This is a genomic window from Arthrobacter sp. R1-13, assembly GCF_054161475.1.
In genome coordinates this window covers 2614493-2637574 of sequence record NZ_CP096420.1, presented here as the reverse complement: position 1 = coordinate 2637574, position 23082 = coordinate 2614493, and the positions used below count along the sequence as shown (strand labels likewise).

Here is a 23082-nt window from a genome sequence, read left to right as displayed (position 1 = left end):
GATCAGCTCTTCTTCAGGAGCTTGCCGAAGCGCTCGTACTCGCTGTCAATGAAGGAAGTGAAGTCCTCAGGCGACTTGTAGACCGGCAGAGCCCCGCCCTTGGAGATCGTGTTGATGAAGCCTTCTGACTTGGCTGACTTCTCGATTGCACTTGCAAGGCGGTCACGGACTTCAGCGGGCAGATCCTTGGGAGCATAGACACCACCCCAGCCGCCGAATTCAAGGTCATATCCAAGTTCCTTTGCGGTGGGGACGTCCTTGATCAGCGGGTGACGCTCGTTGTGGAGCACAGCGAGGGCACGGATCTGGCCGGCATTGTGCGCAGCCTGTGATTCAGAGGTCCCGCCTACTGCCCCGTCCACTTGTTTGCCGATGACGGCTGCAACTGCTGGGGCACCGCCGTCGAACGGTACAGGAACTATCTGGGCACCGGTGGCTTCGGCGAGGCCCAGCTCCGCTGCTTCCCAGATCGAACCGGGGCCTGAGTTTGCCATGTTCAGCGGCTCGTTCTTACCGGCAGCCACCAGGTCGTCGAGTGTCTTAATGGGGCTGTCCGTGGGAACAGAAACGACGCCGGGTGCGAGCATGATCTGTCCGAGGAAGTCATAGTTCGCTGGATCGACGTCGAAGCCCTGGTGTCCGAGCATGGAGATTTCCACCGGGACGAAGCCGATGGTGTAGCCGTCAGGATTAGCATCCGCAACGTACTGCATGGCTGTGGAACCGGAAGCACCTGGACGGTTTTCCACGATTACGGACACGCCGAGGTCCTTCTCAAGCTCGGCCGCGAGGGCGCGGGAGGCAAGGTCTGAACCGCCACCAGCCGCAGCCTGGACTATGAAGGTGATGTCCTTTTCCGGATAGTTAGCCGCAGCGGGCGCACCACCGGTTCCGCCACCTCCTCCCTGGCATGCTGTGAGCACGAGGGCAGCAGCGGAAAAAACGCTGGCAAAGGTGAGACTGCGAGACTTTTTCATGATCCAACTTCCTTGTTGTTGCGGTGCGGGTGGTGCTTGGCTCTGAGAGCCGTTGTTTCAGGATTCGTTGTGGAGCCGGCTGAAGGCCTTGGTTAGGCGGTCGCGGGAACCCTGCAAATGGAGTCGAAGCATGTCCACAGCCTTTTGCAGCTCGCCCTCGCGCAGCGTTGTATAGAGATCGAGGTGGTCCTGATAGATGGGTTCAAGGTCGCGCTCTTCAGCATTGGTCAGCTGAAGCATCACCGAGAACGTGGGTTCGTATTGCTTCCACATACTCTCCAATCGCTTGGTGCCGCTAACTGTGTAAAACGCCGAGTGGAAGCTGAGATCGGCTCGGGCGAATCCAAGAGAATCCTTCGCCTGTGCACGGTCCTTCATGGCCTCCAGGCTTTGCAGCACTGGCTCCCAGTCGGCATCCTCGGATTTTCCGTAGGCCAGTTCCATAGCTTTGACTTCGAGAAGCTCCCGCAGCTCGTAGAGCTCCTCAACATCTGAGGCACGGAGGCCCACGGCAAAGACACCCCGCCGCCGGCTTTCAACCAGCCCCTCCGCCTCGAGCTGACGGAAGGCATCGCGGATGGGACCGCGGCTAACGCCGAAACTGGCGGACACTTGCGACTCAACCAAGTGAGTTCCGGGAGGGATTTCGCTGGCCACGATTGCGTGGCGCAACTGTGAAACCACTTGGGCGCCCAAGCCCTCTGCTTGGGATATGGGGCGTTCCCCATTGGTGAAAAGCAGGCTCGTCATCGTTGACTACTTCCTCCGTCGCTCTTGGCTTGGCGCTCGGTTTACGGTTAACCGTTTACTGTTTACCAATCTAGAACGTGACATGAGACACGTCAAGGGTGAAGGGCTACGAACCCTAGGCAAGTTAGAAAGGCCAAGGCGAAGGGAGGGATGCGTCGCGGGTGGGGTCACCCGCCGAACGTCAAAAAGCGTTCTTTTCAGGACCTGTTGCGGTACCTGAGATAGACCACGCCGCTGGCGAAGCGGCGCTCCTCCAGCAATTCGACCCCGAGGCGGACGTCGTCGGGCAGGAACTGCTTGCCCCCTCCGACGATCATGGGCGTGACATAGACACGGTATTCATCTACCAGCCCTGCCCTGATGGCGTGGGCAGCAAGAACCGGACCGGCAACAGAGATATCCCGGTCCGCCGTTTCCTTCAACTGCCGGACTGCTGCGGGGTCGAAACTCTGCTCGATTCTGGTCCTGGTGCTGGATACGGTGTCGAGCGTAGTGGAGTAGAGCACCTTATCCGCCTGCTTCCAGATCCGGGCGAAATCCCGTATGGCAGGGGGCTCGTCGTCTAGCTGAAGAGTCTCCCACCAGACCATCACTTCGTACATTCGGCGCCCCAGGAGGAACGTGCCAACGAGCCCTTCATTGTGGTTGATGAACGTGTGGACTTCTTCGTCCGGAGCACTCCAGTCGAAGTTTCCATCGCGGTCCGCTATGTAGCCGTCGAGGGACGTGATCCCGCTGTAGATCAATTTCGCCATGGCCACTCGGCCTTCCTTGTCGGTTCCAGGCTTATCGGTTGCAGGCTCGTGCAGGTGGTTCGACCCTAGGCCAGGGCAACAGTGGCGTCCAGCGTTTCAAGGGGAGGGCCGCGACACGCCGTCCACGAAGCGACACGCTGGGGTTTAAATGTGGCTAAGTACTCCACAGGGTGTGGATTAAGTCCGCCAAAACAGGAGAAATACGGACATTTTGAAGGACCTTGCCTGTGGATTAACGGTGCATTAAATGACATACTTGTAATACATCATCTTGGGGTTCCGCAGAGGAACGTGCACTACATGTAGTATCGAGTTACTGATTGATCGGGGAATCAGCGAAGACAACAAACTGGTTCAGTGTGGCTCAGGCAGCTTGAACCAGGGGCAGTAGCGGACAAGGAATCCCAGTTCCGGTTGCGGCCTACGGATAACGAAGAGTTCAACAAAGGGGACAGGGACCATGACCGTTACGGTTTACACGAAACCGGCCTGTGTTCAGTGCAACGCGACATACCGCGCGCTGGACAAGAAGGGCATCACATACCAGAGCGTCGACATTTCGCAGGATGCGGATGCCCTCGAGCGCCTGAAGGCCCTCGGCTACATGCAGGCACCAGTTGTGGTCACCGACCAGGATCACTGGTCCGGCTTCCGTCCGGACAAGATCGAGGAACTGGCCGTGCTGGCCACTTCCTCCGTCGCATAGCACGGGCTCAAGCGCCCGACACAAGCACAGGTGAGGTGACTCCCATGGCAGCACTGGCAATGGCCGATGCTCCGGTTGGAGCACAGGCCGTCAACACCACTCACAGCGCACTTATCTATTTTTCCTCCACGTCGGAGAACACCAAGCGCTTCGTCGACAAGCTTGGACGGGATTCGGCGCGGATTCCGCTCTACGCGAGCGAGAGTCCGTTGGTCGCTACTGAACCTTTTGTGCTGGTGTTGCCAACGTATGGCGGGACCGGGGGAGAGGGCTCGGTTCCCAAGCAGGTTATCCGTTTCCTCAACAATCCGCAGAACAGGAACCTCATCCGCGGGGTCATTGGCGCGGGAAACACGAATTTCGGGGACAACTACTGCATGGCGGGCGACATCGTCGCCGCCAAGTGCAAGGTCCCACACCTCTATCGATTTGAACTTATGGGGACGCCAGACGACGTCCGCCTGGTCAACCAAGGATTGGACAAGTTTTGGACACGACTGTCGCAGACACAGAAGTAACCGCCGTCGCCCCCACTAAGCCGGCGCTGCCGGCTGCCTACAAGGGCCTCGGCTATCACGAACTGAACGCGATGCTGAACCTCTACGGTCCCAACGGAGAGATCCAGTTCGAGGCAGACCGCGAAGCGGCTCACCAATACTTCCTGCAGCACGTGAACAACAACACGGTCTTCTTCCATGACCTTGAGGAGAAGCTCGACTACCTGGTGAAGAACCAGTACTACGAGCGCGAAACCCTCGACCAGTACACGATGAACTTCATCCGCGAACTCTACAAGCGGGCGTACCAGAAGAAGTTCCGCTTTGAAACCTTCCTTGGCGCATTCAAGTTCTATACCTCGTACACACTGAAGACGTTTGACGGCAAGCGTTTCCTGGAGCGCTACGAGGACCGCGTTTGCATGGTGGCCCTGCACCTTGCCCGCGGTGACGAGCAGCTTGCCCTGCAGATGGTGGACGAGATCATCGAGGGGCGTTTCCAGCCAGCCACTCCCACCTTCCTTAACGCCGGCAAGCGCCAGCGCGGCGAGCTCGTGTCCTGCTTCCTGCTCCGCATCGAAGACAACATGGAATCCATCGGCCGCTCCATCAACTCCGCCCTGCAGCTGTCCAAACGTGGTGGTGGCGTGGCTTTCGCGCTGACCAACATCCGCGAAGTCGGCGCGCCCATCAAGCAGATCGAGAATCAGTCCTCCGGTGTCATCCCCGTGATGAAGCTCCTCGAGGACAGCTTCTCCTACGCCAACCAGCTCGGTGCCCGCCAGGGTGCCGGAGCGGTCTACCTGCACGCCCACCACCCGGACATCTACCGGTTCCTGGATACCAAGCGGGAGAACGCGGACGAGAAGATCCGCATCAAGACCCTCTCCCTCGGTGTCGTGATTCCGGACATCACCTTCGAGCTGGCCAAGAAGGACGAGGACATGTACCTGTTCTCGCCGTACGACGTCGAACGTGTCTACGGGATGCCGTTCTCTGACGTCTCGGTCACCGAGAAGTACTACGAGATGGTGGACGATTCCCGGATCAAGAAGACCAAGATCAAGGCGCGCGAGTTCTTCCAGACCCTCGCCGAGATCCAGTTCGAATCCGGCTACCCGTACATCATGTTCGAGGACACCGTGAACCGGGCCAACCCGATCGATGGCAAGATCATCATGTCCAACCTGTGCTCGGAGATCCTCCAGGTTTCCCAGCCCACCACGTACAACGATGATCTGTCTTACGCTGAGACCGGCAAGGACATCTCCTGCAACCTGGGCTCGCTGAACATCGCGAAGACCATGGATTCACCGGACTTCGGCCTGACCATCGAGACGGCCATCCGGTCCCTCTCAGCCGTTTCGGACATGTCCAACATCACCTCGGTGCCCTCCATCGCAAAGGGCAACGACCAGTCGCACGCCATCGGCCTGGGCCAGATGAACCTGCACGGTTACCTTGCCCGCGAGCGGGTCCACTACGGCTCCGAAGAGGGCTTGGACTTCACCAACATCTACTTCTACTCGGTTGTGTACCACGCAATCCGCGCCTCCAATAAGCTGGCCATCCAGACCGGCCAGACCTTCGGCGGCTTCGAGAAGTCCAAGTACGCTTCGGGCGAGTTCTTCGACAAGTACACCGAGCAGGAATGGGTTCCGAAGACTGAGAAGGTCAAGGAGCTCTTCAAGAACGTCCACATTCCCACGCAGGATGACTGGCGCGAACTGAAGGCTTCGGTCATGGAGCACGGTATCTACAACCAGAACCTGCAGGCTGTTCCGCCCACGGGCTCCATCAGCTACATCAACAACTCCACCTCCTCGATCCACCCGGTGGCATCCAAGATCGAAATCCGCAAGGAAGGCAAGCTGGGACGCGTGTACTACCCGGCGCCCTACCTCACCAACGACAACCTGGAGTACTACCAGGACGCGTATGAGATCGGCTACGAGAAGGTTATCGACACCTACGCCGCTGCCACCCAGCACGTGGACCAGGGCCTGAGCCTGACGCTGTTCTTCAAGGACACCGCCACCACCCGCGACATCAACAAGGCGCAGATCTACGCGTGGCGCAAGGGCATCAAGACCATCTACTACATCCGTCTCCGCCAGCTCGCGCTGGAGGGCACCGAGGTGGAAAACTGCGTCTCGTGTATGTTGTAACCGAAATCGGTTGATTACGACGGCGGGCCACCGCCCGCCGTCGTACGCTTTACCTTAAGAAGAAACCCAACCTTTAGGGGACGAAATGACCGAGAAGGTCAAGCTGCTGACGCACGTCGAAGCCATCAACTGGAACCGTATTCAGGACGACAAGGACGTTGACGTCTGGAACCGCCTGGTCAACAACTTCTGGCTGCCGGAGAAGGTGCCGCTGTCCAACGACATTCAGTCCTGGGCAACGCTCACCCCGGACGAGCAGCAGCTCACCATGCGTGTGTTCACTGGACTGACCCTGCTGGACACAATCCAGGGCACCGTTGGCGCTGTCTCTCTGATTCCGGACGCCATCACCCCGCATGAAGAGGCCGTCTACACGAACATCGCGTTCATGGAGTCCGTGCACGCCAAGAGCTATTCGTCCATCTTCTCCACTCTGGCCTCCACCAAGGAGATCGACGAGGCATTCCGCTGGTCCACCGAGAACGAGAACCTTCAGAAGAAGGCTCAGATCGTCATGGACTACTACCAGGGCGATGACCCCCTGAAGCGCAAGGTAGCCTCCACTCTGCTGGAGAGCTTCCTCTTCTACTCGGGCTTCTACCTGCCCATGTACTGGTCCTCACGGGCGAAGCTGACGAACACGGCCGACCTGATCCGCCTCATCATCCGCGACGAGGCAGTGCACGGCTACTACATCGGCTACAAGTTCCAGAAGGGCCTCGAGGGACTTTCCGAGGAGCGCAAGCAGGAGATCAAGGACTACACGTTCGAGCTGCTCTTCGAGCTGTATGAGAACGAAGTCCAGTACACGCACGACCTCTACGACTCCGTTGGCCTGGCCGAGGACGTCAAGAAGTTCCTGCACTACAACGCCAACAAGGCGCTGATGAACCTGGGCTACGAGGCCATGTTCCCGGCTTCCGTCACCGACGTGAACCCGGCCATCCTCTCGGCCCTGTCCCCGAACGCGGACGAGAACCACGACTTCTTCTCCGGGTCAGGGTCTTCGTATGTGATCGGCAAGGCTGTCAATACTGAGGATGAGGACTGGGACTTCTAGTTCCTCCTGTTAGCTCGGGGCAATAAGACGCAGCAGTTGGCACCGCGGCATCGTATCGTGGTGCCAACCCTTCGCTCATTGGCGGAGTTCGCAAATAGGCAGGAGTCGCAAGGCTGAAGATGTGAGGGCTGGTTGCTCGCGACTGTACCCGCCAGTCGTGCCGGCTTTAGTACCGATGCGATGATGGCCAGCCTGGGGAAGGGGGATCCTCGCATGGACTGAGGCAGAGGATCGTAGCTACCCTCGAGCTGGTGTTTCTTTGATTGGCGCGGCCAACTAACTTGGCCAGCTTATTCGCTTGGCCACTTTGAGCACCGCTTCACGTCCTACTTCGGGGCGCGTTTGCTGCTTGGACTTCCAGGGGTGGCCGCAAGCTTTCCTGGGTGGTCGGAAACTGAAGGCTAGAGGGGGCCAGCTGGTGCCAAGCAGTGCGGGAATGTCGATGACAGTCAAACCAGGGAACGACTCAGGGGAGAGGTCCAACGACCACGCCCTGGAGGACACGGGTTCCGGCGCGAGAGAATCGATGATTCCCAGGTTCTTCCCGGTCTATTCTTTTTATCTGAGTGCTTGAAGGCTGAGGACCGGCTCCCGCCGCTTTGTTTGTGGGTGATATTCAACTGAAATTGCATACAGGCTGGGGCCAGCTGGAGGATATTGGGGGCTGCAGCCGCTCGAAGATTGGAGCGTCATGCACCGCCCTCCCAGATTACTCGTGGCACTGTTGTCTGCGGCAGTGCTGCTGGCATCATCGGCCTGTTCCCCGGAACAGCCGGCCGCAGAAAACCGGACATTGAAGATCGTCTACCAAAAGACAGACTCCTTTACCGCCCTCGACACCCTGTTCAAGGAGGCCAAGAAGGATTTTGAAGCTGCCAATCAAGGCACCACCGTTGAGCTGCAGCCCATCGAGGCGAACGACGACGACTATGGCACCAAGCTTGCACTGGCCCTGAGGTCCGCGGAAACCGCACCTGATGTCTTTTACGAGGACACCTTCAAGGTGCGGTCGGACGTCGACGCCGGATACCTCCTGAAGCTGGACAGTTACCTCGAGAAGTGGGACGACTGGAAGGCCTACAGTGAAGCCGTCAAAGCTGCCGGCACCGGTGACGACGGCGGAATCTACGCTGTCCCGCTGGGCACTGACACCCGCGGCATCTGGTACAACAAGAAGGTCCTGCAAAAGGCAGGGATCGCCGTGCCCTGGCAGCCCCGGACCTGGGATGAAATCCTCGACGCTGCCCGCAAAATGAAGGCTGCGGATCCGTCCGTGGTTCCCTTCAACATGTACGCCGGCAAGGCGTCCGGTGAAGGTAGCGTGATGCAAAGCTTCTACGAGCTGTTGTATGGCACGGACAGTGAGCTGTATGCCCGGCAGGAGAAGAAGTGGGTGGTCGGTTCGCAGGGCTTCACCGATTCGCTGGCCTTCCTGAAAACCCTCTACGACGAAAAACTGGCTGTTACGCCTGCCGAGGCGCTCGACGCGAATGTCTGGAAGAAGGTCTTCGGCGAATGGTTGCCGCAGGGCAAAATGGGGGCCGTCGTGGAAGGTTCCTACTCGCCGTCGTTCTGGCAGAAGGGCGGCAGCTACGAGTGGGCAGGCTACGCCGAAGATATGGGCGTGGCTAAGTTCCCCACCCAGCGCGGCCAGGAGCCGGGCGGCGTCAGCATGTCGGGCGGCTGGACCCTGGCCGTCGGTGCTGACTCCAAGAATCCGGACCAGGCGTTCCAGTTCCTTGCAACGGCCCTGAACAAGAAGAACTCACTGGCGTTCACCATTGCGAGTTCCCAAATCGCAGTCCGGTCAGACGTTGCCGCCGAACCCGACTATCTGGCGGCCAACCCGTTCGTCAAGGACGTGTCAGAACTCGTTTCCGTCACCCACTACCGGCCCGCAACAGCGGACTACCCACGGATCTCCGCGGCCGTGCAGGTTGCCACTGAAGCAGTGATCACGGGTACGCTCTCGCCGCGGGAGGCAGCCGAGCAATACGACAAGACAGTCAGGGACCTGGTGGGTGACGCCAAGGTTCTGCAGAAATAACGCATGAGTGCACGCAAGTCCATCCGGCAGCAGCTCCGGCTGCTGCCGGTTGTGCCGTCCGTCCTGCTGCTCCTTCTTTTCCTCGCGGCGCCCGTCCTGTGGTCCTTCCACGCCTCCTTCACGAATGCGGCCCTTACCGGCCGGAACGCCAGGAATCCGGCCTGGACCGGCGTCGACAACTACGCGCGGCTGCTGACCGACTCCGCGTTCCCGGCCTCAGTTGTCCTGACGGTTGTCTTCGTGGTGGCGTCCGCGATAGTAGGCCAGAACCTGCTGGGACTGCTGATTGCCGGACTGATGACGCGTGCCCGGAAGCCTGTTTCCGCCGTCGTGGGAACCGCCGTGGTGGCGGCCTGGGTGCTTCCCGAGATTGTTGCTGCTTTCGCCGCTTACGCCTATTTCAGCAAGGACGGGACGCTCAACCAGCTGCTCGCGGGTGCGGGCTGGGCCGGTGCCGACTGGCTGTACGCGTTCCCCATGGTGGCCGTGGTGCTCGCCAACATCTGGCGCGGCACCGCTTTCTCTATGCTGGTTTACCGGGCGGCCCTCGCCGACGTGCCGCAGGACATCTCCGAAGCCGCCCTCATGGACGGCGCATCCAACCGGCAGCGGCTGGTGTTCATCACGCTGCCATTGATCCGGTCCAGCATTGCCACCAACCTGATGCTCGTGACCCTCCAGACGTTGGCGGTCTTCACCCTGATCTGGGTGATGACGGCCGGCGGACCGTCCAATGCCAGCACCACTTTGCCGGTCCTTGCCTATCAGGAGGCCTTCAAGTTCGGCGACATCGGCTACGGCACCGCCATCGCCTCCGTGCTCATTGTCCTGGGCCTGGTGTTCGGGATTGCATACGTCCGGCTGCTCAAGGGGGCCAATCGATGACGACGGCGGAACAGGCGGTCCGGCGGACCGCTAACCGGAGGTTAACCCCGCCGGAACGCCGCCGGTCCAGTGCTCCGGCAGATGCCGCGCTGCTGCTGATCGGCGCCTGCTTTCTGCTGCCGTTACTGTGGCTGGTTTTCGCTTCGCTGGATACCAACGCCGGTTACCAGACACAGTTGCCCGCCAACCCCTCGCTCACCAACTTTGCGGCGGTCCTCACGCCGGAGTTGCTGCTCAGGCCGCTATGGAACAGCCTGCTGCTCTCCGGAGGGACGGCAACGGTGACCGTGGCGGCTGCCGTGCTGGCCGCCTACCCGCTTTCCCGGTTCCAGTCCAGGTTCAACAAGCCGTTCCTATATTCGATCCTGTGCGGGACCTGCCTGCCCATCACCGCGATCATGGTTCCGGTCTACGGCCTGTTCGTCCAGTTGCGGCTGCTGGACTCCGTGCCGTCAACCGCTCTCTTTATGGCGGCAACGGCGCTGCCAATGGCTATCTGGATGACCAAGAACTTCATGGACACGGTGCCCGTCTCGCTGGAGGAAGCCGCCTGGATGGACGGTGCCTCCGGGCTGACGGCCCTGCGCACCGTGGTGCTGCCCCTAATGCGCCAGGGGCTGGGCGTAGTATTCATCTTCGTTTTCATCCAGACCTGGGGCAACTTCTTCGTGCCCTTCATACTCCTGCTGTCCCCGTCGAAACAGCCTGCGTCCGTTTCGATCTTCAGCTTCTTCGGCCAGCATGGAGCCATCGCCTACGGCCAGCTGGCCGCATTCTCCATCCTTTATTCGGTGCCGGTCCTGGTCCTGTACGTTCTGGTCGCGCGCGGGGCCGGCGGATCGTTCGCGTTGTCCGGGGCGGTCAAGGGCTAAGCGCGCGGTCGGTCGATGCCTCGACGACGTTGCGAACGGAGTGGTGTCGTCCACATGTGCCTGGTGACCGGGGTGGGTCCGGGTTGTAGAGAATCCAGGCAATGAAGCGGAACGTGTGGGGCAGAAAACCCACTAGCTCACGGCGTCAAGAGGCCACGCCCTGAAGTCCGCTGGCTCCGGCTATCACCAGGCTGATCCCGGCAGCGAGCAGGCCTGCCGTGAGGCTGGCAGCACCAAGCCACAACAGGACGATAAGCCTGTTGGGCCGCTGTGGATCCTTGCCCGTCACGGAGAGGAAGAAGCCCGCAGGCATGAGGATCGCCGCGAGGGGCACGCCGTTGCGCGCGACGAGTTCCAGCGGCGTCACTGGTTGAACCTGGTCCAAGACCAGCAGGATCAAGATGCTCAGCATCAGCAGCACCGCCGCGTGGGCGTGGCCCGCGCGGAAGAAGCCCTTCTGCAGGTCGTTCGCCGGAACGTGCTGGCGTACAACCTTCGTGAGGAAGTATCCGCCCGACTCCACGGTCACAAGGAACAGCAGCAGGACTCCAATAAGCAGGACAGTTTGTGGTTGGATAGTCATAGTATCCAGTATTGGATATTAGAACTATCTAATCAAGGGGAACACTTTGCGCATGTCAGAGATAGTCGAACGGTCCGGCGTGCCGGTGGCAACCGTGAAGTACTACCTACGTGAGGGTTTGCTGCCTCCGGGCGAGTCGACAGGCGCGACGTCGGCGCTCTATGGAGAGGACCACGTCCGTCGACTCGCCTTGATCCGGGCATTGACAGACGTCGTGGGGCTGAGCGTCGCGAAGACCAAAGTGGTGCTGGGCCTCATCGACTCCCCACGGACCGACCTGTATGTAACGCTTGGGGAGGCCGTTGCGGCGCTTCCGCCCTATGCCGAGGACGACGTCGAAGACCTCGCGAGGGCGCGATCGGCGATCGAGACGCTCGGTTGGATCTACGACCCCTCGTATCCCGCTGTTGCCCAGCTCGAGCGCGCCCTCGCTGCTGCCGAGTCTGTAGGGATGCCAATGAGCGCGGAAAGGCTGCGAGGCTATGGTGAGCACCTGCGTGCCATTGCGCAGATTGATATTGCTCAGGTTCCTTCCGGCGACGCAAAGGCTGCGATCCAGTACGCCGTGCTCGGCACAGCCCTCTACGAACCGATTCTCGCGGCGCTGCGGCGCCTCGCCCACCAGGATGTCAGCAGCTCCGAACTCGGCGGCCGCCCCGGTGGGGCATAATCCCCGGCTTATTGTCAGTCCCTTCCCATAAGCTTCAGAAATGCGTCCTACACAGCTTTTGCATATGCGAAGTTCACTCCAACCATTCGGTGCGGACACCTGTCGCGAACCCAGGTTCCCGCAGTTGTGTTGACAGTACGGGGGCTGATTTCGAGCCCCAGCTCACTGAGGAAAAACCCGTCCGCACGGAGAGCAGCAGCCCTTCTCCTGGCAGCGGGGGCGCTGCTTCTGACTGGGTGCCAGACAGTACCGGTGCTGAACCGAACAGTTCATGTCACCCCAGCTGCCCCTCCGACTGCCGATGAAGGCTCCGGACATTCAGCCGGCATGGACCTACCTTTCGGATCCGTCACATTCGGAATCACTTGCGGCGCGGATTCCGTTGGCGACAGCACCCGCGGCACCGCAGCCCTGATGTGCACCTGGAGAACCGAGCACCGCTAGCAAGCGGCTCACACCCCGCGGCCAGGGGTAAGGATTCCCTGCGGGTCAAAGGCCTTTTTTATGCTCAGGTGCGCAGCCCGCGTGGCAGGATCAGGCCGCACTGTCGCGGCGGCGTCGATGTCGGCCGTGATGACTCCGGGCTGGACTTCTGCCAGCCTGTTGCCCGGATCAACGCTCAGAATAGCGTTCATTTCAGCGAGCGAAATGACCAGGCCCCGGGGATAAGCGACGGCACCGCCGGCAAGGCGGGTGCCTGCACCGCGGACGGATACGGGGACGCTGTTCCGGCCGCCCCAGCGGACCCCGGCCACAACATCCTGGTACTGGTCATGGATGGTTTCCCTTAGAGGAACTTCACACCTTGGGCGAGCGGCAATTCCCCGGAGAAGTTGATGGTGTTGGTGGCCTGGCGCATGTAGACCTTCCAGGAATCGGAGCCGGACTCGCGGCCGCCTCCGGTTTCCTTTTCGCCGCCGAAGGCGCCCCCAATTTCGGCTCCGGACGTTCCAATGTTGACGTTGGCGATCCCGCAGTCGGATCCGCTGGCCGAGAGGAACCGTTCGGCTTCGCCCTGATCCTGCGTGAAGATTGCCGAAGACAGGCCCTGGGGAACAGCGTTGTGGATCTCGATGGCCTCATCCAGGGAGTCGTATGTCATGACGTACAGAATGGGGGCGAACGTTTCGTCGTGGACGACGGCGGTTTGGGTCGGCATGCGTACGACCGCCGGTTCGACGTAGAAAGCACCGGGCTGGTCTTCTGCGAGAACGCGGTTGCCGCCGTAAACCACCTCGCCGCCTTCGGCCAAGGCCTGAGCCAGCGCGGCTTGCTGGGCCCGGAAGCTGCTGGCGTTGATGAGCGGTCCCACCAGGGTTTCTTCCTGGGTGGGGCTGCCAATGTTCAGCGTGCGGTAGGCATCCACGATCCGGCTGACAAGACTGTCGGCGATCGATGAGTGAACGATGAGCCGGCGGAGTGACGTGCAGCGCTGGCCCGCTGTACCGGCGGCCGAGAACACAATGCCGCGCAAGGCAAGGTCAAGATCCGCCGAGGGCGCCACGATTGCCCCGTTGTTGCCGCCAAGTTCCAGCAGGACGCGGCCGAAGCGTTCGGCGATAATCGGCGCGATTTCCTTGCCCATGCGCACGGAACCAGTGGCTGAGACGAGAGCGATGCGCGGATCTTCAACCAGTTTCTGTCCGCCCACACGATCGGTCAGGATCAGCTGGTGGATTCCATCCGGCGCTCCAACATCCTTGACTGCGCGTGCCAGAAGGGCGTCGACAGCAAGGGCGGACAGGCGTGTTGCGTCCGCAGGCTTCCACACAACCGTGTCTCCGGCAACCAGGGCGAGGGCAGTGTTCCACGCGTACACGGCAACAGGGAAGTTGAAGGCCGAGATAATGCCGACCACGCCGAGCGGGTGCCAGGTTTCCCCTAGGCGGTGACCGGGCCGCTCCGAGGGCATTGTCTTGCCATACAACTGACGGGACTGCCCGACCGCAAGGTCAGCAATGTCGATCATTTCCTGGACTTCGCCGAGGGCCTCGGAACGGATCTTCCCGACCTCGGCGGTGATGAGGGTGGCGACATCTTCCTTGTGCTCGGTCAGCAGCTGACCCCAGCGCTTGATCAGCGCCCCGCGGACAGGAGCCGGGACATTGCGCCAGCTCTTGAAGGCTTCCGCGGCTTGAGCGATGGCTGATTCGATGTCGACGTCGTAATGGACTTTGGTGTGCAGGATGGCTTCCCCTGTAATGGGGGAGCGTGTTTCGTGCGTCCCGATGACCGAGGCCGGATCGACTCCGATTGCCTCGAGGCTCTTGCGAACTTCTTCGGCGATTTCAGCAGTCGCCGGGATGGAGGAGATGAGGGTGGTCATGATTGCCTTCTTTCGGTAGGGGCGGGTCAGGAGGAGAGGCCGGTAATGGTGACGCCGAGTTGGCGCTCGGCCTCTTTGACGGACTCAGATTGCTGCGCTGCGTAGAGATCATTGGGATCAAATATTCTGCTTCCCAGAACTTCTGACAGGCGGTGGATGTCGTAGGGGGTGCCCAGTTGTTCCTCGTCACGCGAGCCGTCGTCATCGAGGTTCGACTGGAAGATCCCAGCCGCCGAGCGCGGCAGGAAGTCTTCGTAGACGATGGGCTCGGGGATCAGGACGCCTGCCTCCACGAGCTCACGCAGGGAAGCGGATGGCTGTGCAATGGACTGTCGCGGAGCGGCCACGCGGTAGGTGAAATACCCCAAGCCCTGGAGGGCGAGTTCCTTTTCGCTGTCCGGAAGGATCTTGCGCCAGACCTGCTCGGCCACCTCTACCCGGGTTGCCCCCGGCGGGGCCTCGGCGAGCCGAGTGTCGACGTCGGCCACCATCCTGTCGTAGATGTCCCTGCCGCGTGGGGTCAAAGCGATGCCGCGCTGCTCTACCTCTCCAAAGCGCACGCGGAGCGATCCGGGGCGGACGCCGCCGTCGGCATGGCGGAAGCTCCGTTCCTCGGCAAGGGCGCGGAAGGATGTCTGGCGGAGCAGGACGTCCGGTCCTTCCCAGTTCGGCGGACCCTGGATCTCGTCGATCATGGCGATTCCACGGGCTTCCATCCGGGCGTAGAGGTCATCAATGTCCAGGACGCGCGGTGTGAGGTGGTTGATGTGGGTGGACCGCACGCCGCCGATATCCGCCGCCACCGCGGAGATGCGTTCGAGTCTGAAGTACCAGTCATGGTCGACAGGTTTCCGGGAAAGTTCGAAAGCCGCCGTCGCAAGGTCCAGAAGACGGGTGCCCTCTTCCGCCGCCAATTCCTTCTCCGCGCTCGCCGTGTCCGCCAGCTCAAGAAGTTCCTCACTGAACAGTGTGCGGGCTGCAATGAAGGACTCAAGCAGCTTCTGGGTTTCCTCATCGAAGAACCGCCGGTCGTCGTGAGTGAGCATCGAGGTGAACACCCGGAACGGGTTCTTGGCCAGCTCGCCGCCATCGACAGGACGGAAGGCCGTCGATACAACTGGAACTGAGCTTTTGGACGCGTCCCGTAGGTCATAGAAGCCGACCGGATACATGCCGAAGGCTGCGAAGAGCCGCGCCAATTGGGCAAGTTCCCTGGCTGACCCAACCCGGATGGCGCCATGGCGTTCTGCAGTAACCCTCTGGATGCTCCCCAGCCGTTCCGCATCCTGCCCGTTTTGGCGGATGAAGTCCTCGTTGACCTCCCGTGAGACGTCCACGAGGGTGTTGTAGGCCGGAACTTCATTGCCGTAAAGCGTCGCCAGGCGAAGGGCGAATTCGGCCCGCAGTTCCCAAAGCTGCAGTTTGGTTGTGGTTGACATGGGCTGTTGTCCTTTCTGGTGCTGCGCTTTGCCTGAGCGGCTCAAATGATGTGTACTTCCCTGAGCCGGGAGAGTTCGCCAGCAAACCTTGCGGCGCTGAAATGGGCCGGGTCCATAAAAGATTCCCTCCCCAGATACATGTCCCGGATAAGTTCGCCCACCGCCGGCCCCTGCAGGAAACCGTGGCCCGAGAACCCTGTGGCGTACATGAACCCGGCCACAGTTTCGGAACTACCGATCATGGCATTGTGGTCCGGAGTGTTTTCGTAGAGTCCTGCCCAGCCGACTTCCAGTTCCCGGTTTGCCAGGGACGGCGCTACAACTTCCGCGGCGGTGTTGAAGGCCGGCAGCCACTGGTAGTCGAACTCCCGGCAGAACCCCGGTTCCTGGTCCTGGTTCGAAATCCCCAAGAGCATTCCGTTCAGGTAGTTGTGGAAATAGAGCGTCGTGGAGAGGTCAAGGGTGAAGGGAACGGTGGGGAGTGCTTTGGCCCCCTGCGGAGTCATTCCGATCTGGCGCCGGACCGGCTCAATTGGCAAATGAACGCCGGCCATCGCTCCCAGCCTGGTTGACCAGGCACCGGCCGCGCAGACGACTGTGGAAGTCAGGATCGAGCCGCGGTTGGTATGAACGGCCCTTACCTCACCACCAGAGGCGTCGATGTCCAGGACTTCCGTATCCTGGCAGATGGTCACTCCCAGTTGCTGGGCGGCTTCCGCATAGGCACGGACCACCTTGGAAGGCTGAGCGAACCCGTCCCGCGGGGAGTAAGAGGCAGCGACCAGCGCCTGCGGATCAATGAAGGGATTGATTTGATGAGCTTGGTAAGGGGAAACCATCCGGCTCGAGCCGCCAAGACGATTTTGGATGTGCGTGCTGTCTTCCACCTGCAGAAGCTCAGCTTCATTCCGGCAGAGGAAGAGATAGCCCACCTGACGGAGGCCGATGTCAGTTTTGAACTTCTCGCCGAACCGTTCATAAGCTTCAAGGCTGCGTTGGCCAAGTTTGATGTTGCCGGGATCTGAGAACGTTGCCCGCACGCCGCCAAGCGGCTTCGCAGAAGATCCCGATCCGAGCGCGTGACGCTCGACCAGGACGAGGTTGTTTACTCCAGCCTCAGCCAGATGAAAGGCGATGCTGGTTCCCATGATTCCGCCGCCGAGAATAATGACATCTCCTGCTGCGGGTAGTGGGCATGCGGAGGACCTCACAAGGGGAACAACATTGTCCACGTGCTTTGTCTGCATGCTGATCCTTCCACCGTTCCCTTCATCCAGCTTCGACGTGGCGGCTGTTTAGGTCAATCGATAGATTGTCAACGGTTTGTATAGAATTGCTATATGAAGTGGACGTTCGAGCAGCTGAAGACCTTCAAAGTGGTGGCCGAGGTGGGCACCATGACTTCAGCGGCCGAAGCACTGGGATTAACTCCCGGAGCTGTGTCCCAGCAGATGGCGGCACTTCAGGCTGGGCTCCCGCGTTCCCTCTTTGCCCGCGATGGCAGGCGGGTCACCCTTACCGACGCAGGCGTGACTCTGCTTCGGCATGCCCGCGTCCTCCTTGAGGACGAACGAAAGGCTGCGATTGCCCTTAGCGGACCCCAGTCCGAGCAGAGAACCGTGGTTTCGGTCGGAGTCTTTGGATCCGCAGCGGTTTCGGCCATAGGCCCTGCCATCGAGGATCTGCGAAAAACGTCCCCGAACGTCGTCATCCAAGCCACGGAAGTCGACGTCGAAATAATGCCGCAGGCGATCCTCGACTACCAGATCGACATAGCCTTGGGCCTGAGCTATCAGAACGCGCCCCAACCACCTCTCCGCGGCGTGAAAGTGGAAGTACTCCACCACGAGCCGTTTTTGATGGTGCTTCCTCCCGAAGCCATGGACATTGCCAATGACCGCAGCGCGCTGGTGGATTACGCCAACGCCACAGACTGGGTGCTCCCCCCGGTCGAGACATATTTCGGCAGGGCATGCCGCTTCGCCTGCGCGGAAGCCGGCATAGAGCCAAAAGTGCAACACACGGTGACGGATACTGCCGTTTCGATCGCTCTGGCGGAATCCGGTGTGGGTATTACGCTGGCCACGCCGCTCATGATGGGCCTCCGGCCCACAGACAGTCCCGTCGCGAAGCTTCCCGGCAACACACACCGCAGCATCGTCGCAATTGCCCGCTCGTCGGCACTGCAAAAGGAAAGTGTCAGTGCCGTTAGGGATGCCCTGATTCACGCCTTCTCTGCTTGAGGCAGCCTCAATATGCCTTGCCGTAGAAGGTGCTTCGGAGGAGGATATGCGGCAACTCCAGGAGGTTCCTTATGCTCCAGCTTGGCAAGTTTGAAAAGTATCTCATCGAGGAATTCTTCGATGATTACCGCGCCGGTGAGATGACGCAACGCACGTTCACCAGGCGGGTTGCGTTTATCACTGGGAGTATGGCGGAAGCTTCGGCTGCAATGCTCCTGGTCGGTTGCATGCCGAATGAAGTTCCGCGCAGCACGGACCCGATGCCGACACCGGAATCCTCCTCGTCGCCCACGGGGACAGGTACCGCTCCCGGTGGAGCGGTGCCGGGAGCAAAAAGTCCGCTTTCGGTCCCTGAAGGTTCCCCAGGCCTGATCACGACGACGGTGCGGTTTCCTTCCAGCAAAACCGACGTCAGCGGCTATCTTGCGCATCCGGATGCGGGGGCCACCGGACCAGCTGTGCTGATCTGCCACGAGAACCGCGGGTTGACGGCGTGTTGACCCTGAGCGGATCGCCATGACTGGCTTCTGCTTTGGCGGAGGCATCACGTGGCACGCAGCGACGGAACTGCCTGGGCTGAAGGCAACGTCTGCGTTTTACGGGCCTGCTCCTGATCTGGAGAAGGTCCGGGACATCAAGCCGGCTGTATTTGGCGTCTATGCTGAACGCGATAGACGGATCACCGGAGCAATGCCAGCTCTTCGGGATGCCCTGGCCGCCGTTGATGTCCGCCACGAGCTCAAGGTCTATCCGGGCGTCGACCACGCCTTTCACAATGACACCTCCGACCGCTACAACGAGCAGCAGGCAACTGCCGCTTGGAACGACACTCTGGCTTGGTTCGGCAGGTACGTCTGAGGTGTTCGGCCAACCACAAGTTCGGCCACCGTTAGGGTGTTGAGTTTTGATCGACCGGCTGTCAAAGTAAGGGCCATGATCGCATATTGGACAGTTACCGTTCCTTATTCTGATGCCACGGGCGCACCTCACACACGCGATCAGGCGATTATCAAAGCCCGTCAGGAACTGCAAGCCGGCCTGGCCAGCAAGGGAATATCCGTGACCCTGGAGGACGTCGCAAACAACGCCCTTGTCACCGACTCCTGGAATACCTCAGGCGGGGACGGGCGAGCTGACGCCAGCGAAGCCCACGTGCATCTCTCCTGGCCGGCTAACTTCTAACTTCTTCTTCCCCGCCGCGGTGTCCCTACCCGCTTCAGGCAGCGATTACCGCTGAATTCCGGGCTCGTTTGAGTGCCTTAGCTCGATGCCGGAGTTCTCGCCGTATGCGGAAGGCAGGGGTGTGCTGCCGGTCATGTGGTGGTGTCCGGGGTGGTGATGAGTCGGGTATTGGTGTTCGGGGTTCAGCTACACCCATCGGTGGTGTGCCGGGGAGGGGTGGGGCGGTGGAGTGGTAGGTGTGGCCGGTGGGGGTGTGGAGTTCGGTGGTGTGTCGTGGGCCGGGGTGGGTGTGGGTGGTCCAGCCGGTGGTTTCTTTGGTGTGGTTGCAGGCTTCGCAGAGGCCTTGGCCGTTGGTTGTGGTGGTGGTGCCGTTTTGGTGCCAGGGGATGATGTGGTCCACGTGGCGGATGGGTGCGTCGCAGTAGGGGGTGCGGCAGGTGTGGTCGCGGGCCTGGATGAAGCGGCGGAGCCTGGGTGGGAAGAGCCGGGCGCGGGAGTCCATGGCGATCAGGTCGCCGGTGCCGGGGGCGGTGTAGAGCCGGCGGAGCCAGACGTTCAGGGGCTTGTTTGTGTTGGGGCCGGTGCCGGGAGTGGCCTCGAGAGCTTGCCCGGGGTCCGTGGGCTGCAGGTGTGTGGGGTGGGTGGTGGTGCGGGCCCAGTGGGCGGGGACGATGCCGTAGCCGGGCAGGCGTGCGGGTTCGTTGTGGCCTTGGAGGAGGGTGCGGTCGGTCATGACGAGTTGGATTTCGATGCCGGTGATCCCGCCGGGGGTTCCGGTGATCCGTTCGACGAGGGTGTCGGCCATGATCTGCCCGCGGGACCGGGTATCCGAGCCGGCACCGGCACCGGTGCCGGTGGTGGTGAGGGTGTCGGCGTGGCGGGTGAGGGCGGCGTGGACGGCGACGCCTGCGGTGACGGGGAGCAGGGCGGTGAGGTAGGTCATGGTGTCCGGGGCCGGGCGGAGGCTGACGTGCCGGTCGGTGTGGGCGTTCGCGGCGCGGGTGACCAGGGAGCGGGGATCGGTCCGGTAGGCGGCGGTGCGGGCCGCGGCGATGAGGGCGCGGTCCCCGAGCCCGGAGAGCGCTCCGGTGTCTGCGGCGAGTTCTTCATCACCGCGCACCTGTCCTGGGCGGTGAGGCAGGCTGTTTCCCTGGCCAGGAGGGTGGCGCGCCATTCGTTGAGCTGTCCGGTCTGCAGGGCGGTGAGGGTGTGGGGCATTTCGGTGGCGAGGGCTTTGGCCAGGCCGAGGAGCCGGCCGCCGCGGGCGGGGGACTCGCGCCGGGCCAGGGCGATCTGCGCGGCCACGCCCTTGCCCAGTTCGGCAGCAGGCACCCCGGCCTCCCGCTGGGTGCGGCGCTGGTCGGCGTCGAACGCCACGGCGATGCGGCCTGCAGCGCTGCCGCGGCGGACTTCAGGTCCTCCAGGTCCCGCAACTGCCCAATGAGCCCGGGGCCGTCACCGCAGGGACGAACCCCCGCCAAGGCCGACAGCACATCGCCCACAGACGTGCCGCGGCTGCCCGCCAAAGCGAGTACCGCCGTCGACCCCTGAATATCCTCCATGGACAGAGTCTTCCAGGAGGCTCTGACATTAAAGCGGTGTCCCGTGAGCACTAACAGTGCTACGCCACCTCAAACTCAAGGAGTACGCCATGCGTCATGCTAATTGGCTCCCCAATCAGAGGATCACGGAGCCAGCGGAGGGCGTGTTCTTCGTCGAGGGCCCGGCGTCGAATTGGATCATTGTTCGTGAGGGGAGTGACTTCATCCTCATCGACGGCGGCTACCCTCGGGATCTCGAGCACGTTCTGGCCTCGCTCAGATACGTCGGTCTCGAGTCTGCAGAGGCCAAGGCGATGCTGATCACTCACGGCCATGTTGACCACACAGGTTCGGCTGCCCATTTCTCCAGGGAGTACGGCACCCCGATCCTCTGCAGTCCGGAGGAGGAGGCGCATGTTCGCGGTCAGGAAAAACACCAGGTGACGCTGGGCCAGGTCCTGCGACGGGTATCGCGGCCCCGGGTCTTCCGCTGGATGCTGCACGTTATCAGGGCCGGCGCCTTGTCCTCAGAGCCTGCGACCAAGGCACGATCATGGGCCGCCGATGAGCTCCTGGCGCTTCCCGGCTCGCCGCGGGCCGTACTTGTTCCTGGCCACACACCGGGCCACACTGCTTTCTGGCTGCCCAGCGCCCAGGCGGTGGCTACGGGTGATGCCCTGGTGACGGGCCATCCGGTGAGCAAGGAGACAGGTGTGGTTCAGATGCTGCATCCCATGTTCCATAGCCGGCCCGGCGACGTTCGGGAGGCACTAAGGCGCCTGTCCGACGTCGATGCCTCCTTGATTTTGCCGGGGCACGGGCCGGCGTTGCGGATGCGTCCGGCGGACGCCGTCGTCGAGCTCTTAGGACGCCGAAGGTAGTCTTTATAGATGAGTTCTGTAGCCCAGACAAACGTCGCTTTTGACGGCCGCTTCGCCCGTGAGTTGCCTGAAATGGCCATTCCCTGGCAGGCGGAGGAAGTCCCTGACCCGAAGCTCCTCGTACTCAATGAGCCCCTCGCCATTGAGCTGGGCCTCGATCCCACCAGCCTGCGGAGTGCCGACGGGTTGCTTCTGCTGATCGGTAACAGCCTTCCCGAGGATGCCACTCCCGTAGCGCAGGCTTATGCAGGCCACCAGTTTGGCGGGTACAGCCCCCGTCTCGGCGACGGACGGGCACTCCTGCTCGGTGAGGTAGTGGACGCCAACGGCCGGCTTCGCGACCTCCACCTCAAAGGCTCGGGGCGCACACCGTTCGCCCGCGGTGGTGACGGATTGGCAGCAGTCGGTCCCATGCTGCGCGAATACGTCGTGAGTGAGGCCATGAATGCCCTTGGCATCCCCACAACCCGGTCCCTCGCCGTGGTGGCAACGGGACGGCCGGTTCAGCGCGAAAAGCAGTTGCCAGGGGCTTTGCTCACACGCGTAGCGAGCAGTCACCTGCGCGTGGGCAGCTTCCAGTATGCCCGGGCAACGGACGACGTCGACCTGCTCCGCCGCCTGGCCGATCATGCCATCGCGCGTCATTATCCTGAGGCCGCCGAGGCCCAGAACCCGTACCTCGCGCTGTTCCAGGCCGTGACAGCGGCACAGGCGTCCCTCGTCGCCCAGTGGATGCTCGTGGGGTTCATCCATGGAGTGATGAACACCGACAACGTGACAATCTCCGGCGAGACCATCGACTATGGCCCCTGCGCCTTCATGGAGGGGTTCGACCCCGCCACGGTTTACAGCTCCATCGACCAGACCGGACGCTATGCCTACGGCAACCAGCCGCTTGTGGCCGAGTGGAACCTGGCGCGCCTTGCGGAGGCCCTGCTGCCCCTTCTGCACGACGATCAGGATCAGGCTGTCGCCCTGGCGGTGGAGTCACTTGAGGCGTTCCGTTCACAGTACAGCGCTGCCTGGTTGGCTGGCATGAAGGCCAAGTTGGGCCTGCACAAGGAGGTGGACGACGACGTGACGTCGCCTCTCGTCGATGAGCTCCTGGCTCTCCTTCAGGAGGGGCGCGTCGACTACACATCGTTTTTCCGGAACCTCGGCAAGAGCGCCCGCGGCCAGGCTGAGCCGGCGCGGGGCATGGTTCTGGATTTGGCGGCATTCGATGCCTGGGTAGAGCGTTGGCGTGCCTTGCACCCGGACGCTGACGCGATGGACCGGATCAATCCTGTGTATATTCCCCGCAACCATCTCGTTGAAGAAGCCCTCGGGGCTGCGACGCTGGGCGACTTGGGTCCGCTCGAACAGCTCCTGGATGCGGTGACCGACCCGTACGACGAGCGGCCTGGTCTGGAGCGCTACGCAGCCCCCGCCCCCGTGGACTTCGGCCCCTACCGGACCTTCTGCGGAACCTGAGCCAGCCTGGGCCTGCGGCCCTTCAGT

The 23082-nt window shown here is 61.6% G+C and carries 22 protein-coding genes and 1 pseudogene; 14 read left to right on the top strand and 9 right to left on the bottom strand.

Going from position 1 to position 23082, the window contains the following annotated elements; translation table 11 throughout:
- Window positions 1–2 precede the first annotated feature (2 nt).
- From M1D88_RS12115 to M1D88_RS12105, 3 genes are all read right to left on the bottom strand, one after another.
- Window positions 3–977, bottom strand: a complete 975-nt coding sequence (locus tag M1D88_RS12115; protein ID WP_458111102.1) for a tripartite tricarboxylate transporter substrate binding protein — start codon at window positions 975–977, stop codon at window positions 3–5.
- Between the two features lie 57 nt (window positions 978–1034).
- On the bottom strand, window positions 1035–1727 hold the full coding sequence (locus tag M1D88_RS12110) for a GntR family transcriptional regulator (protein WP_458111101.1): 693 nt from the start codon (window positions 1725–1727) through the stop codon (window positions 1035–1037).
- A gap of 197 nt (window positions 1728–1924) precedes the next feature.
- Window positions 1925–2482: a dihydrofolate reductase family protein gene (locus M1D88_RS12105; RefSeq protein ID WP_458111100.1), complete on the bottom strand. Its 558-nt coding sequence runs from the start codon at window positions 2480–2482 to the stop codon at window positions 1925–1927.
- 460 nt (window positions 2483–2942) lie between these two features.
- On the opposite strand from M1D88_RS12105, the gene nrdH reads away from it, so the two are divergent.
- The 7 genes from nrdH to M1D88_RS12070 all read left to right on the top strand — a co-directional run bounded on the left by nrdH (window position 2943) and on the right by M1D88_RS12070 (window position 10717).
- A complete protein-coding gene (gene nrdH, locus M1D88_RS12100) occupies window positions 2943–3188 on the top strand; it encodes a glutaredoxin-like protein NrdH (RefSeq protein WP_458111099.1) in 246 nt (81 codons plus the stop codon).
- A gap of 44 nt (window positions 3189–3232) precedes the next feature.
- The gene (gene nrdI / locus M1D88_RS12095; protein ID WP_458111098.1) at window positions 3233–3706 is read left to right on the top strand and encodes a class Ib ribonucleoside-diphosphate reductase assembly flavoprotein NrdI; all 474 of its coding nucleotides are present in this window, start codon (window positions 3233–3235) and stop codon (window positions 3704–3706) included.
- 71 nt (window positions 3707–3777) lie between these two features.
- Window positions 3778–5853, top strand: a complete 2076-nt coding sequence (gene nrdE / locus M1D88_RS12090; RefSeq protein WP_458114511.1) for a class 1b ribonucleoside-diphosphate reductase subunit alpha — start codon at window positions 3778–3780, stop codon at window positions 5851–5853.
- 85 nt (window positions 5854–5938) lie between these two features.
- Complete coding sequence (gene nrdF / locus M1D88_RS12085; RefSeq protein WP_458111097.1) at window positions 5939–6913, top strand: class 1b ribonucleoside-diphosphate reductase subunit beta; 975 nt, start codon at window positions 5939–5941, stop codon at window positions 6911–6913.
- A 691-nt stretch (window positions 6914–7604) separates the two neighbouring features.
- Entirely contained in the window at window positions 7605–8960 is a 1356-nt protein-coding gene (locus M1D88_RS12080) for an extracellular solute-binding protein (RefSeq protein ID WP_458111096.1), read from the top strand.
- Window positions 8961–8963: 3 nt separating this feature from the next.
- Window positions 8964–9845 (top strand): carbohydrate ABC transporter permease, encoded by an 882-nt coding sequence (locus M1D88_RS12075; RefSeq protein WP_458111095.1) that lies wholly within the window; start codon window positions 8964–8966, stop codon window positions 9843–9845.
- Complete coding sequence (locus M1D88_RS12070) at window positions 9842–10717, top strand: carbohydrate ABC transporter permease (RefSeq protein ID WP_309105336.1); 876 nt, start codon at window positions 9842–9844, stop codon at window positions 10715–10717. Before M1D88_RS12075 ends, M1D88_RS12070 begins: the two co-directional genes overlap by 4 nt.
- Window positions 10718–10862: 145 nt before the next feature.
- Here M1D88_RS12070 and M1D88_RS12065 read toward each other — a convergent pair whose 3' ends face one another.
- Complete coding sequence (locus tag M1D88_RS12065) at window positions 10863–11300, bottom strand: hypothetical protein (RefSeq protein ID WP_458111094.1); 438 nt, start codon at window positions 11298–11300, stop codon at window positions 10863–10865.
- 52 nt (window positions 11301–11352) lie between these two features.
- Here M1D88_RS12065 and M1D88_RS12060 point away from each other — a divergent pair, with 52 nt between their 5' ends.
- The gene (locus M1D88_RS12060) at window positions 11353–11970 is read left to right on the top strand and encodes a MerR family transcriptional regulator (protein ID WP_458111093.1); all 618 of its coding nucleotides are present in this window, start codon (window positions 11353–11355) and stop codon (window positions 11968–11970) included.
- A gap of 452 nt (window positions 11971–12422) precedes the next feature.
- Here the strand turns inward: M1D88_RS12060 and M1D88_RS12055 are convergent, their stop codons facing one another.
- Genes M1D88_RS12055 through M1D88_RS12040 form a run of 4 tightly spaced genes read right to left on the bottom strand, consistent with a single transcriptional unit; the run spans window position 12423 to window position 16982 of the window.
- Complete coding sequence (locus M1D88_RS12055) at window positions 12423–12725, bottom strand: FAD-binding protein (protein WP_458111092.1); 303 nt, start codon at window positions 12723–12725, stop codon at window positions 12423–12425.
- A 32-nt stretch (window positions 12726–12757) separates the two neighbouring features.
- Window positions 12758–14296, bottom strand: a complete 1539-nt coding sequence (gene amaB, locus M1D88_RS12050) for an L-piperidine-6-carboxylate dehydrogenase (protein WP_458111091.1) — start codon at window positions 14294–14296, stop codon at window positions 12758–12760.
- Window positions 14297–14322: 26 nt separating this feature from the next.
- Entirely contained in the window at window positions 14323–15735 is a 1413-nt protein-coding gene (gene hglS, locus M1D88_RS12045) for a 2-oxoadipate dioxygenase/decarboxylase (protein ID WP_458111090.1), read from the bottom strand.
- A 41-nt stretch (window positions 15736–15776) separates the two neighbouring features.
- Window positions 15777–16982: an NAD(P)/FAD-dependent oxidoreductase gene (locus M1D88_RS12040; RefSeq protein WP_458111089.1), complete on the bottom strand. Its 1206-nt coding sequence runs from the start codon at window positions 16980–16982 to the stop codon at window positions 15777–15779.
- 93 nt (window positions 16983–17075) lie between these two features.
- Between M1D88_RS12040 and M1D88_RS12035 the strand changes: the two genes are divergently transcribed.
- From M1D88_RS12035 to M1D88_RS12020, 4 genes are all read left to right on the top strand, one after another.
- A complete protein-coding gene (locus M1D88_RS12035; protein WP_458111088.1) occupies window positions 17076–17978 on the top strand; it encodes a LysR family transcriptional regulator in 903 nt (300 codons plus the stop codon).
- A 71-nt stretch (window positions 17979–18049) separates the two neighbouring features.
- Window positions 18050–18478 (top strand): hypothetical protein, encoded by a 429-nt coding sequence (locus M1D88_RS12030; RefSeq protein WP_458111087.1) that lies wholly within the window; start codon window positions 18050–18052, stop codon window positions 18476–18478.
- A 16-nt stretch (window positions 18479–18494) separates the two neighbouring features.
- Entirely contained in the window at window positions 18495–18836 is a 342-nt protein-coding gene (locus tag M1D88_RS12025; RefSeq protein ID WP_458111086.1) for a dienelactone hydrolase family protein, read from the top strand.
- A 75-nt stretch (window positions 18837–18911) separates the two neighbouring features.
- Window positions 18912–19160 carry a hypothetical protein gene (locus M1D88_RS12020; RefSeq protein WP_247045912.1) on the top strand — a complete coding sequence of 83 codons (249 nt, stop codon included), beginning with the start codon at window positions 18912–18914 and terminating at the stop codon, window positions 19158–19160.
- 34 nt (window positions 19161–19194) lie between these two features.
- Here the strand turns inward: M1D88_RS12020 and M1D88_RS12015 are convergent.
- Window positions 19195–20722 (bottom strand): annotated as a pseudogene (locus M1D88_RS12015) (DUF222 domain-containing protein).
- Between the two features lie 89 nt (window positions 20723–20811).
- Between M1D88_RS12015 and M1D88_RS12010 the strand changes: the two are divergent.
- Both M1D88_RS12010 and M1D88_RS12005 read left to right on the top strand, forming a co-directional pair.
- Window positions 20812–21582: an MBL fold metallo-hydrolase gene (locus M1D88_RS12010; RefSeq protein WP_458111085.1), complete on the top strand. Its 771-nt coding sequence runs from the start codon at window positions 20812–20814 to the stop codon at window positions 21580–21582.
- A 9-nt stretch (window positions 21583–21591) separates the two neighbouring features.
- Window positions 21592–23055, top strand: a complete 1464-nt coding sequence (locus M1D88_RS12005; protein ID WP_458111084.1) for a protein adenylyltransferase SelO — start codon at window positions 21592–21594, stop codon at window positions 23053–23055.
- Window positions 23056–23082 lie beyond the last annotated feature (27 nt).